Source organism: Aequorivita sp. IT1282, from assembly GCF_058068205.1.
This window is the reverse complement of sequence record NZ_JBYRHR010000008.1, coordinates 38,637-51,361: the sequence shown is the minus strand read 5'-3', so window position 1 is coordinate 51,361 and position 12,725 is coordinate 38,637. Positions and strand designations below refer to the sequence as shown.

Below are 12,725 nucleotides of genomic sequence, written 5' to 3'. Positions count from 1 at the left end.
ATGGAACCTTCGGGGGAAGCCCACTGCCATCAAGCGATTACTGGTTCAGAGTGGAATACACCGAAGACGACGTGCCTAAAGAATTCAAAGGACATTTTACCCTAAAACGATAAATAGAAATATATAATTAAATACAAAAACCCCGCTATATAGCGGGGTTTTTGTATTTATGATCGTAAGTTATTTAGTTACATCATTAAGTTTTCAAATGAAGATGTATGCAGAGTTCAGATTGATATTTCAATGCTTAAGATATGATGTGACAAGTTTCAAATTTCAAAAGAAAGAAGTCTATATTCGAGATTCAAAAGATTTATTCATTCCTAAAATGTAAAATATACTAGCAAATATTTCAACTTAATTTATAAGGAAAAGACTTAAAAATTAAAACCTAACGATAAAACGAAATTGCTGTAAATTGAATTTATTTCAGCAGTATCTGTCAATCCGATTGAATATAATTGCTGGTTTCTTTTTTGCTCAGAGCGTGAATAGGCAAGATCGCCGGTGAAACTACCAAAATTATAACCTGCACCAACAGAGAAACCGATAAGCTCGCCCAGAACTTCAGTGTTTTTATAAGGGCTTTCTTGATAATGAAAACCACCACGTAGGCTTAGCTCATTTAGACGATATTCACCACCAGCTCTGTATTCAGAAACGCCTTTTAATGTGTTTTCAATATTTCTATTCAAATTCCTGAAAAAGGGATCTTTAGTGGGGCTGTATTCAATTGAGCCGTAATCTTTAAAGGAATAATCGAAACTTATTAAACCTTTTTGTCCAAAAATGTATGCCGCACTTGCCATAACCTTGGCGGGTGTTTTCAAAGTATAATCTTCGTATACATTAATTACATTTGGATTTACAATTTCGGTAATTGTACGTCCTTCAAAAATGCGTTGGGTTTCGAGGTATTGCGTCGTTTCTTCTGAAATTTGATACCAAGTAGGTGTGTCAAAACTCAAGCCTAAACGTAGGTTATCTGCTACTTTTGCGATAGCTCCAAACTGTGCAGAAACTCCCGCACCATTTACTGAAAGATTATTTTCAAAACCTACTCTATTCACTGTTGAACCACTATTGTTGTTGCTTTCTAAGAGAAATGAACTTTGATTAAAATATAGTGTATGTGTATTTACATTTACGCCAAAAAACAAATCGTCGGTTATTTGTGCGGCGAGATTAATGGTGAATTTACTATTGTAACCTTCGGAAAGATAAGCGTATTGTTGGTTGAAACTACCATTGGCAATATTGGAGGTATAACTTGTATTGGAAGGATTTCCCGGGTCAACAGCATCAAAGAGAAATCCCTGATAACCCAAAAAAGCATTCTGGGCGGCAGTTCCTTCATTTTCTCCCAAGTATCGGTATAAAGAAGAAATAGATTCATTTTGTCGCACTTGAAGTAGATTTAAAGGAATACCCTGTGCTTGCGCGAGAAAAAATTCACCTATAGATGTATTCCCAGTTCCCGCTATAAAAAGTTCGTTGTCAAAGTTTTTGGTGATATCATAGTTAAAGCCAATCGTAAACTTTTTATATATTGATTCTTCATCAAAATTGTCCATTACAAAAACACCGCCTAATTGATTTAAAGCTACATTTTGTGAAAAACTACTTTCATTATTGTTGAAATAATCTGCTTTATTTTCAACATCAAACAAGGAAGTAGAGAATGTAAGTCCAGAACTTATGAAAACAGCACCCCCAGCTGGATTTATACTGGTAGCAGAGAAATCACCTCCCAAAGCACCCATTGCCCCGCTAAGAGCGGTGAAACGAGCCGTGCCAATATTTTCACCCATACTATATCTCAAACCGTCAGTAGTATTTTGAGCTTCTGAAATGGCTATAGAAAAAACGGCAATTAGTAATAATGGTAATCTTTTCATCTAATTTGTTGTTTTAAATAAATAATGCCCAACGCAAACATTTCGTATTATTTTGAAATGGTTTATTGGGCATATTAAATTATTTCTTCGTCTAAAAAATTTTCGGAAAATAGATTTTAACCGCGTCCTCCACGTCCGCTGCTGCTGCTGCTACCACTACTACTGCTTCTTCCGCTGCTGCTTCCGCCGCTAGAACGAACACTACTACCGCTAGAGCGCGTACTGTTTCCTGAACTACGAATAGTGCTGGAACTATTGCTTCTTGTAGGTGTAGAGTAATTACTATTTCTTGTAGGCTGAGAGCTGCTGTTATTACGAATTGTTGAATTAGAGCGCGTGTTTCTTGTGGTGTTATTAGAGTTAGTACGCGTGTTGCGAACATTGCTACGCGTGTCGCGGGTGGTGCTATTTGCACGAACACCATTGCGATCTACGCGTCGGGTTAATTCAGAACGGCTATATGAATTTCTCTTTGAAACGTCATTAGAGCGTCCTCTTGCACTAGTTCTGTTATAGTCTGTATTTCTTCTGCCTCGATTGTATGAAACATTATTGTAATACGAGTTATTATAGTAGTTGTTATAATAACCGTGATGATATCCATAACCATAGCCGTATCCATATCCATAACCGTAATATGAACCCCAACCGTATGTCATTCCCCAATAAGGCGTGTAGTAATTATAATATGGATTGCCCCAGTAACCGCCGTACCAATAAGGTCTGTGGTAAAATCCGTAACCATAACCGCCGTAATTGTAGATGTTAACTGTTACTGACTCGGAATTGCTACCCCAAGCGCCATAACCGTCTTCTTCATATTCATAATTGTCTTCAATTACAATATTTCCTTCTTCATCCAATCTTTCGGTAGTTGAATAGGCATCGATATCTGTAAAAATGGCACCTTCTTCAGGTAGCTCGGAGAATTCGTCAGTTTTACTTCGGAAATATTGCTGATAATAATTTGCTTTATCAGCAGGATTGTTGGAATTTCCGTAATCTTCTTCTGAACTTGAATTATTAGAAGAAGAATAAATACCATCATTTTGATTGTAACCATTGTTATGCGTTCCACAAGACGATAGCAAAAGGACGAAAACGCCTATGAATGCTAAAGGGATGAAACGTTTAATATTTATATTTTCAGTGGACATATCTATGGTAATTTTATTGTTGAACTTCATAAAAATAAGTAGTTTTGCGGACAATAACTAATCATTTAACATAGACACAACATTTGTGCCAAAAACCAGGTTATGGCAAAGAATTTAACAACGAGAGCAGAAGACTATTCCAAATGGTATAACGAGCTAGTAATCAAGGCGGACCTTGCTGAAAACTCCGGTGTTCGTGGGTGTATGGTTATAAAACCATACGGCTATGCTATATGGGAACGCATGCAAGCAGAATTGGATAGAATGTTTAAAGAAACTGGGCACCAAAACGCCTATTTTCCGTTGTTTATACCAAAATCGTACTTCAGTAAAGAAGCAAGTCACGTTGATGGTTTTGCTAAGGAATGCGCTGTAGTAACACATTATAGATTAAAAAATGCTGAAGACGGAAGTGGAATTATTGTAGATCCAGATGCGAAGTTAGAAGAAGAACTAATCGTTCGACCAACTTCTGAAACTATAATTTGGGATACCTACAGAAAATGGATACAATCCTACCGCGATTTACCGCTTTTAATTAACCAATGGGCAAACGTGGTACGATGGGAAATGCGTACACGTCTGTTTTTACGTACAGCTGAATTTCTTTGGCAAGAAGGGCACACAGCTCACGCTACAAAGAATGAAGCAATAGAAGAGGCGGAACAAATGATGAATATTTACGCTGAATTTTCTGAAAAGTATTTAGCGATACCAGTTATAAGAGGAACAAAAACAGAGAGCGAACGTTTTGCGGGTGCTTTGGAAACTTATTGTATTGAAGCTTTAATGCAAGATGGAAAGGCGTTGCAGGCTGGAACTTCGCACTTTTTAGGTCAGAATTTCGCAAAGGCGTTTGACGTAAAATTTGCTGCTAAAGACGGTACATTAGACTATGTTTGGGCGACATCTTGGGGAGTTTCCACAAGATTGGTGGGCGCATTAATTATGACGCATAGTGACGATAGAGGTTTGGTTTTGCCTCCTAATTTGGCGCCAGATCAAGTAGTAATCGTGCCAATTTATCGAAAAGAAGAAGAGTTTGAAGCAGTAGACGAAGTGGCCGTAGATTTGATGAAAAAGCTGCGCGCTAATGGAATTCGAGTAAAATATGATAAACGCGATACGCACAAGCCAGGATGGAAATTTAACGAGTACGAGTTGAAAGGAGTCCCTGTGCGTATAGCTATTGGGCCGAAAGATGTAGAAAAGGGGACAGTTGAGCTAGCGCGACGAGATACACTCGAAAAAGAGTTTATTACTAACGAAAATGTAGTAGAAAAGGTTCTTTCGTTGATGGAAGAGATTCAAGACTCGCTTTATGAAAAAGCGGCATCATATAGAACCGAACATACAACGGAAGTTGCTACATATGAAGAATTTAAGTCGGTTTTGAATGGTAAAGGAGGCTTTATTTTGGCTCATTGGGACGGAACGATAGAAACTGAGGAGCGAATTAAAAACGAAACAAAAGCAACAATTAGATGTATTCCTATAGAAGGTAGCAATGAGCCCGGAGCGTGCATTATTACTGGGAAGCCGTCTGAGCGAAGAGTAGTTTTTGCAAAGGCATATTAATTTTTTTTGAAAAAAGTTATTTTAGATTTGCTTCATTCAAAAAATGTTGTATTTTTGCATCCGCATTTAAAAATAAACAATGGTCCGTTCGTCTAGGGGTTAGGACGCCAGGTTTTCATCCTGGTAACAGGGGTTCGATTCCCCTACGGACTACAAAATTAGAATTTAATAAAACAAAAATGGCAAATCACAAGTCAGCATTAAAGAGAATTAGAAGCAACGAGGCAAAGCGCTTGCGTAACCGTTACCAGCATAAATCTGCTCGTAGCGCCATGAAGAAATTTCAAGAGCTTTCTGATAAGAAAGAGGCAGAAGCTATGTTTCCAAGTGTTGCTTCAATGATTGACAAATTGGCTAAGAAAAACATTATTCACTCGAATAAGGCTTCCAATTTAAAATCGAATATGGCTAAGCACGTAGCTGCGCTATAATTCTTTTTAGTTACAATTTTAAAAGCCCTTTCAGGAAACTGAAAGGGCTTTTTTGTTTGAATGTTTTTTAATTATTATTATTTCTTCACAGCAGATGGCACAAGTTCTAAATAGGGACCGTCATTGCGCATAACATCGCGAACGATGGTTGACGAGATATTTGAAACCTCAGGCGAGCATATTAAGAAAATGCTTTCAACTTTCGCCATTTTATAATTGGTCTGTGCGATGGGCTGTTCGTAGTTTAAATCTGTTGAGTTTCGCAAACCGCGAACTATAAATTGCGCCTCTTCCGAAATACAGTAATGAGCGGTTAAGCCTTTATAGCTTTTCACCTTAATTTTGGCTTCCCCTTTGAATGTTTTTTCAATAAATTCTATTCGCTCTTCCAATGTAAACATTGTCTTTTTCTCGGCATTCACCCCGATGGCTATTATAAGCTCATCAAAGAGCGGTAGCGCACGATTAATAATATCTACGTGTCCAAGTGTAATTGGGTCAAAAGTACCGGGAAAAACTGCGCGTTTCATTTTTTCTATTTTTAGAATTGATGGTTTGTTTCAGATAAAAATACTAGCGTGAAATATCAAACTTTGAATCTTAAGCCTGACTAAGTTAATGAGTTATTGGCAAAACTCTTTTCTTTTCAGAAAAATTTCGCAATCAATATAACGATTGCTGCCAGAACAGTTGCTAAAACTACACCACGCGCTCTTAAAAATTGGTTCTTTTTTAAATAGATAAAGAACACAATTAGATTTAAAATAGCTCCTAAAGCGATTAAACTTCCCAACAGGTCATTTGCTAAAGCTTCTTGTAATGTAACTTCTAAACTATAATCTGAAATAAAGAATATATATAAATAGGTGCCCGCCATGTTGGCTAGCAAACCAATTACGAATCCAATTAAAATCTCCTTTACGTGTGGTTTCATATTATTTTGGTGCTTTTTAATTTTTTATATCACTTTGTGAATACAAGGCTTATAATTCCCAAGTATTAATCTCTTTAATAGCGTGGTGCGCTGTAAGATCAAATTGTACGGGTACTACTGAAACATAGCCGTTGTGTAGCGCCCATTCATCTGTGTCTTCGCCTTTATCGTCGTTTACAAATTCCCCCGTAAGCCAATAGTAATCGCGCCCTACTGGATTGGTACGCTTGTCGAATTTTTCTTCCCAATGCGCATTTGCTTGCCGACAAACCTTAATGCCTTTTATTTCTGAAGCTTTTAGTTTAGGAATATTCACATTTAAAACTACTCCGTTCGGCAAACCATTTTTAAGGGTTTGCATGGCTATATCCTTTACAAATTTCTTTGAAGGTTCAAAATCTGCTTCCATAGAATAATCTAAAAGTGAGAATCCGATGGATGGAATACCTTGAGTTCCTGCTTCTACAGCTGCGCTCATTGTGCCGCTGTAAATTACATTTATAGAAGAATTGCTTCCGTGGTTTATTCCGCTTACGCAAAGGTCTGGTTTGCGTTTTAAAATTTCGTTTACCGCTATTTTTACGCAATCAACGGGCGTTCCACTGCAGCTGTATTCTTTTTGTGGATCGCCATTTATCACTTTTATACTATTGCAATACAAAGTGTCGTTAATAGTTATGGCATGGCCCATTCCGCTTTGGGGCGAATCTGGTGCAACAACCATTACATCACCCAAGGTGTTCATAACTTCAATTAAAGTACGAATGCCAGGAGCATTAATACCATCATCATTTGTAACTAAAATTAGGGGTCTTTTTTTGGACATGTTTTACAATTTTAAAGGAACAAAAATACAAGTATTAATGCTGCTAATACAACGATCGAAAGGAGAATACTGGATTCTAAAAAGCAAATAAACTGTTTAACAAAAAATTAGTACTGGAATCCCTTAATGGCACGGTTTTTTATATAATTTAGACATCTATAAATAATACCACAACTATGCGGATAATGAAAAAGAATTTTAAAGTTTTGTTTTTGGCGGTTTTCGTTTCTGTGGCTTCCTGTAGTTTTACTACAAAGAAGTTCGACGATCCCGATAAAGACAAGCTGCTTTTGGACCTTATAACTTACGTAATTCAGAAGGGACATTACGATCCAAAAGATATTAATGATGAATTTTCTGTTGGGGTTTATGACGATTTTATAAAAGGCCTCGACCCTTTAAAAAGATATTTCTTAGCTACCGATATAGAAGAATTTAGTAAGTATAAATTTGAAATTGACGATCAGATAAAAAACAAAGATTTGTCGTTTTTTGATTTGGTTTATGGCCGTTTTGAAGAACGAATGGCAGATGTACAAAAAATATATCCTGAAGTTTTAGATGTTCCTTTTGATTTTACTGAAACAGAAAGTATAAATGTAGATTACGATCATCTTGCTTATGCTACTTCAAAAAAAGAATTGAAAGCACGCTGGAAACAGCAGTTAAAATTTACTACACTTTCTGGCTATTATGATTTGGTTGAAGACCAGAAAAAGCGAGAAAAAGGAATTACTGCTTCCGAAAAAAGTGACGAAGTAGAAGATGATGCAGATTTTGCAGAGGCTTCAAAAAATTCAAAATCTAATAAAGCAGAACCATTTGTAGCTAAGTCTTTGGTAGATTTAGAAAAGAAAGCACGCGAAACAGCTAAAGGTTCGCTTGATGAATATTTCGATTTTACAAAAGATTTAGAGCGCACAGATTATTTCGCCATCTATCTAAACACCATTGTTGAAGAGTTTGACCCACACACAAATTACTTTGCTCCGCCAGATAAGGATAGATTCGACCTTAGAATGTCTGGAAAATTAGAAGGCATTGGCGCTAGACTTCAAAAAAAGAACGATTACATAACAGTTATAGAAGTTATAAGTGGTGGTCCAGCTTGGCGAAGTGAAAAAATTGAAGTTGGCGATGCAATTTTAAAAGTGAAGCAGGAAGATGAGGAGGATGCCGTAAGTATTGTTGGGATGCGAATAGACGATGCTGTAAAATTGATAAAAGGCCCAAAAGGCACGAAAGTTACACTTACCATTAAAAATGTTGATGGAACTATTTCAGATAAAGTGTTAACTCGAGATGTTGTTGAGCTAGAAGAAACCTATGCTAAATCTTCATTAATAGACAAAGACGACCGAAAATTCGGCCTTGTTAATCTGCCTCAGTTTTACTTTGACATGGAGAACTACAAAGAGCGCAACGCTGCTACTGATGTTAAAAAAGAAATTATTCGTTTAAAAGAAGAAGGAATGGAAGGTCTGGTTTTAGATCTTCGTGACAATGGCGGTGGGTCGCTAAGAACTGCTGTAGATATTGCGGGACTATTTATTAAAAAAGGCCCTGTAGTGCAAGTTGCTTCCAACGGAAAAAAAGAAGTTTTGGAAGATAAGGACAGCGAAATTGTTTGGGACGGTCCGCTAGTAATTTTAGTGAATGAACTCTCTGCTTCGGCCTCTGAGATTTTGGCTGCCGCTATGCAAGATTACAAACGTGCTATTATTATTGGTAGCACACAAACTTATGGAAAAGGTACTGTTCAAAACGTAATAGATCTTAACCAATGGCTTCGCAAGAATGATTTGGGCGATATGGGTGCCCTTAAAATTACGTCGCAGAAATTCTACCGTGTAAATGGTGGCTCCACACAATTGGAAGGAGTAAAGAGTGATGTTGTAATGCCAGATCGCTATAGCTATATTGATATAGGAGAAAGAGATTATGACAATCCATTGCCTTATGATAAAATTGATGCAGCTAAATATGATATTTGGGATGGCTATATAGATTATAATGAAACTATTGAAAAGAGTAAAGCCCGTATGGCGCAAAATGCTCATTTGCAATTAATAGATGATAATGCCAAGTGGATTAAAGAGCGCAGAGATGAAAAAACAGTGAATTTAAATTATACAGCGTATAGTGCCGATATTGAACAGCGAATTAAAGAAACCAAACGTTTTGACGCAATTGATGAGTACGATAACGAACTTAGTTTTAGTTCACTGCCATACGAAACAGCACTAATGAAGCAAGACACCACCTTATCTGAAAAACGTAAAAGATGGCACAAAAGCTTAAGTAAAGATATGTATGTTGAAGAAGCAGTACATGTGCTTGAAGATTTAAAACTCAATAATATTAAGGCTGGAAAAGTAGCAGATATTAAAAAATAATATTGGTTAAACCTCAAGCCTGTTTCTGAATAAAACACGCTAATTTTTACTAAATTTGAAGTGTGAAAAAAACCACTTCATTAACCAGAATAGCGCTCCGAAAGTTCCAAAGGAATTTTTGGGGCGTTTTTAGTTTGGGTTTTTTAACGCTCTGTGTATTGATTGCCATTTTTGCCTATGCCTTGGCGCCAGATAATTCGCAAAATGCGAATCAGATGCATCTTTCAATTCATTCTAAGAATCCAGGATTTTCAGTACAAATGCTTACTATTCCTGTTGCGTTAGAAGCACAAAACCCATTCTCAGTTTTCTTCTTTGGAAAGAAAAATGCTAATACCGAAATTCCAGTTGCTAAATACACTTTAAAGGAAAATTCCATCGAAATTATAGAGTATACTCCAGATGGTGCCGATGGGCTTGAAAAGGAATATGCGCTTTCACTTTTCCCAAATGCGACTTCAGTAAAGGAAATTCCCAATAAATATATTTCAGAGAAAAAATTCCTTCTCGGCACCGATAAATACGGTCGCGATTTGCTGAGTAGAATGCTTATTGGCATCAGGATTTCATTGGCTATTGGGTTTGTAGCGGTGTTTATTTCACTAGTAATTGGTGTTACTTTGGGAGCCATTGCAGGTTATTTTGGCGGAAAAGTAGATGCCGCAATAATGTGGCTCATCAATGTTACTTGGTCCATTCCCACCTTGCTTTTGGTTATCGCTATTACTTTGGCGCTTGGTAAAGGTTTCTGGCAGGTTTTCATCGCCGTTGGGCTTACAATGTGGGTGGAAGTTGCGCGCGTCGTTCGCGGGCAAGTTATGGGCGTAAAACAGATGCAATACGTAACCGCTGCCCGTGCATTGGGATTTAACGATTTCAGAATAATTGTAAAACATATTTTGCCGAATAGTATGGCACCGGTAATTATTATTTCAGCCGCCAATTTTGCGGGAGCCATTCTTATTGAAAGCGGACTTTCATTTTTAGGAATCGGAGCACAGCCACCAATGCCAAGTTGGGGAGGCATCATTAAAGATCACTACGCATACATTATTTTGGGGAAACCATATCTTGCTCTAATTCCTGGTTTGGCTATTATGAGCCTTGTAACAGCTTTTATGTTGATAGGAAATGCACTCCGCGATGCGATGGATGTGCGGAAATAGAAGTAGAATAATTACGGCGAACAATTTGTATATTTGATAGATATTTAACTATTTGCACAGATGGACATTACAGAAAGAAAATACAAGTTGATTGAAAAATGTATGGAAATTTCAACTGTTGAAGAAATAGAAAGAGCGGAATATTTTTTTAATCACGAAATTGAAACAACTGATTTTTGGGACGATTTGCCCGAACAAGTTAAGAAAGTAATTGAAAAAAGTAAAGAGCAAAGCCGTCAAGATTTGGTGATTTCTCACGAAACTGTGATGGATAAGGCTAGAAAAAAAATTGAGAATTACCGATGACCGTTTTTTGGACACCATTGGCTGATATAACTTTCGAGGAAGAAATTGATTTTATTCTGCAAAAGTGGAACACTAAAGAGGCTGAAAAATTTATCAATTTGGTGGATGTATTTAGTAAAGCACTTTCTTCAAATCCTTATATGGGAAAGATTTCTAAAAAGGGAGAGGTTAGAATGTTCGTGCTTTCCAAACAAACTACAGTTTTCTATGAAGTTTTTGAGAATAAGAAACGAATAGACCTTCAAATTTTTTGGAACAACTCTAGAGACCCTAAAGAGCTTGAGAAATATTTTTAGTATTTCTTCAATTATATATAACTTCAAATGAAAACTTCATATTTAATATTTACAAGTTGTTTATTTCTCTTCTCTTGTAAAAAAGAACCAATTACAATCGATGTGCCTTGGCAAATATCTTTGGATGATTCTCAAGCAATCAATTATATCGTTTCAGATACTTTAGAAAAGTATAATTCTATTGATGTCGATGATGTTATAAACAAAGCCCAGTTTTTGTCTTTTATGGCAAATTTAAAAGCGATGGCAAAGGATTCCGTTCACGTAAAAGAAAATCTTCGCGAAGCTTTCAAAATCGATTCTTCAGGTGTCTGTGAAAATTTGCTGAAACCAATACATAAGTACCTGCTATTAGAGCGGCCAGATAGGAGCACAACATTGTCTCCAATTCTCGATTATGAATTGGATTACGTAATAGAATTGTTTAAAAAATGCAACTTCCAAATTCCCGAAAGAAAAAAAGTTAGTGAAGAAAATGCAAGATTATTATATTGGTTGAGCTACATTAGAGTAAGAGATCAATGGTTTAGGGTGCCGCAGCGGGAAGCCGATTGGGATGTTCAAACTAGAATAGACGAAGAGAATCAAAAATTATTCGATGAAATATTTACAGAACAAAACTTTCCAAAAGAGCAATATTTTAAAGAAATATTGATGGTTTTACTTTTGCATTCTAACAAGGCAGATTGGACTTTTAAATGGTTAAAAACTTATCTTGACATTTATGCGTTGGATTCCCAAACATTTTCTTTTATTTCACATTTCAATAATAGAAGTTTTGTGTCAGACGATCCTAGAATTCAAGAAATCGTTACAGTTTATGAAGATTCATATAAAAACTCGAATAAATAGTATTTTTGAAGAATGAACCGAAAATACATTTACCCCTTAGTTATTATCATTGTTACCGTAGCATTGTATTATGCAGACGATTTTCTAAATATTGATAATAATTCAGCTTCGAAAATTTCAAATACAACCACTTCCAATTCTGAAGAATTTAGCGACGCTTTCCTACCTGCTTCAACCACAGGGGCAATTGTAAAACACAACTACTTCACACTTTCCTATTCTGAAAAAGATGAACAAGCGGAGTGGGTTGCTTATGAATTGGCTAAAAGTGATCTTGCTAAAAACGATTTTGAACGCCCTTATTTTATTGAAGACAAAAAGGTGAAAACGAAGTCTGCAGATTGGCGCAATTATAAAAATTCTGGTTACGACCGCGGACATCTTTGTCCTGCTGGCGATAGAAAAGCGTCATTTGAAGCATACAACGAAACTTTTTTAACGAGTAATATAAGTCCGCATGATCGTGAATTTAACTCTGGAATTTGGAACCGCTTAGAGCAAAAAGTGAGATTTTGGGCAGTAAAATACGACGGAGTTTATGTTGTAACTGCAGGTGTTTTAAAGGGAAATATGAAAACCATCGGCGATGATAATGTTTCGGTTCCGAACGATTTCTACAAAATTGTTGTGGATGTTTCCAACGGTGAATATAAAGCTGCTGCGTTTTTAATTCCGAATAAACCTTCCAATAAATCATTTTATGAATACGCCGTCTCCATTGACGAAATAGAGGCTAAAACAGGCATCGATTTCTTCCCAGAGTTACCAGATTCCATTGAGGATAGATTGGAGAAAACCGTCGATTTAAAAGCTTGGGGAAGGAAATAGTGGTCAGTATTCAGTGAGTTTCAATTTCTGTTTGCAGTTGAGACTATTCCTCCTTCA

General features: G+C 36.6%; 14 protein-coding genes and 1 tRNA gene. 10 read left to right on the top strand and 5 right to left on the bottom strand.

All coding sequences use genetic code 11. The features are described from left to right. On the top strand, nt 1-113 hold a 113-nt coding region (locus tag AC3RVG_RS15690), incomplete at its 5' end, for a T9SS type B sorting domain-containing protein (RefSeq protein ID WP_489691595.1). Nucleotides 114-377: 264 nt separating this feature from the next. On the opposite strand, the gene AC3RVG_RS15685 is transcribed toward AC3RVG_RS15690, so the two are convergent. Both AC3RVG_RS15685 and AC3RVG_RS15680 read right to left on the bottom strand, forming a co-directional pair. Continuing rightward, complete coding sequence (locus tag AC3RVG_RS15685) at nt 378-1,898, bottom strand: OmpP1/FadL family transporter (protein ID WP_489692425.1); 1,521 nt, start codon at nt 1,896-1,898, stop codon at nt 378-380. A 116-nt stretch (nt 1,899-2,014) separates the two neighbouring features. Beyond that, on the bottom strand, nt 2,015-3,085 hold the full coding sequence (locus AC3RVG_RS15680; protein ID WP_489692424.1) for a hypothetical protein: 1,071 nt from the start codon (nt 3,083-3,085) through the stop codon (nt 2,015-2,017). Between the two features lie 72 nt (nt 3,086-3,157). Here AC3RVG_RS15680 and proS point away from each other — a divergent pair, with 72 nt between their 5' ends. The 3 genes from proS (at nt 3,158) to rpsT (ending at nt 5,064) form a co-directional block, all read left to right on the top strand. Then, on the top strand, nt 3,158-4,633 hold the full coding sequence (proS, locus tag AC3RVG_RS15675) for a proline--tRNA ligase (protein ID WP_489692423.1): 1,476 nt from the start codon (nt 3,158-3,160) through the stop codon (nt 4,631-4,633). A gap of 81 nt (nt 4,634-4,714) precedes the next feature. After that, nucleotides 4,715-4,786, top strand: a tRNA-Glu gene (locus AC3RVG_RS15670). A 26-nt stretch (nt 4,787-4,812) separates the two neighbouring features. Further along, nucleotides 4,813-5,064 carry a 30S ribosomal protein S20 gene (rpsT, locus tag AC3RVG_RS15665; RefSeq protein ID WP_489692422.1) on the top strand — a complete coding sequence of 84 codons (252 nt, stop codon included), beginning with the start codon at nt 4,813-4,815 and terminating at the stop codon, nt 5,062-5,064. 77 nt (nt 5,065-5,141) lie between these two features. Here the strand turns inward: rpsT and coaD are convergent, their stop codons facing one another. The 3 genes from coaD to surE form a co-directional block, all read right to left on the bottom strand. Further along, the gene (coaD, locus tag AC3RVG_RS15660) at nt 5,142-5,594 is read right to left on the bottom strand and encodes a pantetheine-phosphate adenylyltransferase (RefSeq protein WP_489692421.1); all 453 of its coding nucleotides are present in this window, start codon (nt 5,592-5,594) and stop codon (nt 5,142-5,144) included. Between the two features lie 116 nt (nt 5,595-5,710). Continuing rightward, nucleotides 5,711-5,998 carry a hypothetical protein gene (locus tag AC3RVG_RS15655; RefSeq protein WP_489692420.1) on the bottom strand — a complete coding sequence of 96 codons (288 nt, stop codon included), beginning with the start codon at nt 5,996-5,998 and terminating at the stop codon, nt 5,711-5,713. A gap of 49 nt (nt 5,999-6,047) precedes the next feature. Further along, nucleotides 6,048-6,824 carry a 5'/3'-nucleotidase SurE gene (gene surE, locus AC3RVG_RS15650; protein WP_489692419.1) on the bottom strand — a complete coding sequence of 259 codons (777 nt, stop codon included), beginning with the start codon at nt 6,822-6,824 and terminating at the stop codon, nt 6,048-6,050. Between the two features lie 185 nt (nt 6,825-7,009). Here surE and AC3RVG_RS15645 point away from each other — a divergent pair, with 185 nt between their 5' ends. The 6 genes from AC3RVG_RS15645 (at nt 7,010) to AC3RVG_RS15620 (ending at nt 12,668) form a co-directional block, all read left to right on the top strand. Next, nucleotides 7,010-9,220 carry a carboxy terminal-processing peptidase gene (locus AC3RVG_RS15645; RefSeq protein ID WP_489692418.1) on the top strand — a complete coding sequence of 737 codons (2,211 nt, stop codon included), beginning with the start codon at nt 7,010-7,012 and terminating at the stop codon, nt 9,218-9,220. A gap of 62 nt (nt 9,221-9,282) precedes the next feature. Beyond that, nucleotides 9,283-10,386 carry an ABC transporter permease gene (locus AC3RVG_RS15640; RefSeq protein WP_489692417.1) on the top strand — a complete coding sequence of 368 codons (1,104 nt, stop codon included), beginning with the start codon at nt 9,283-9,285 and terminating at the stop codon, nt 10,384-10,386. A 60-nt stretch (nt 10,387-10,446) separates the two neighbouring features. Continuing rightward, entirely contained in the window at nt 10,447-10,692 is a 246-nt protein-coding gene (locus tag AC3RVG_RS15635; RefSeq protein WP_489692416.1) for a hypothetical protein, read from the top strand. After that, nucleotides 10,689-10,988, top strand: a complete 300-nt coding sequence (locus tag AC3RVG_RS15630; RefSeq protein ID WP_489692415.1) for a type II toxin-antitoxin system RelE/ParE family toxin — start codon at nt 10,689-10,691, stop codon at nt 10,986-10,988. The genes AC3RVG_RS15635 and AC3RVG_RS15630 overlap by 4 nt, the downstream gene beginning before the upstream one ends. Nucleotides 10,989-11,015: 27 nt before the next feature. Further along, nucleotides 11,016-11,840, top strand: coding sequence for a hypothetical protein (locus AC3RVG_RS15625; protein ID WP_489692414.1), 825 nt, complete (start codon nt 11,016-11,018; stop codon nt 11,838-11,840). A gap of 12 nt (nt 11,841-11,852) precedes the next feature. Beyond that, nucleotides 11,853-12,668 (top strand): DNA/RNA non-specific endonuclease, encoded by an 816-nt coding sequence (locus tag AC3RVG_RS15620; protein WP_489692413.1) that lies wholly within the window; start codon nt 11,853-11,855, stop codon nt 12,666-12,668. Nucleotides 12,669-12,725 lie beyond the last annotated feature (57 nt).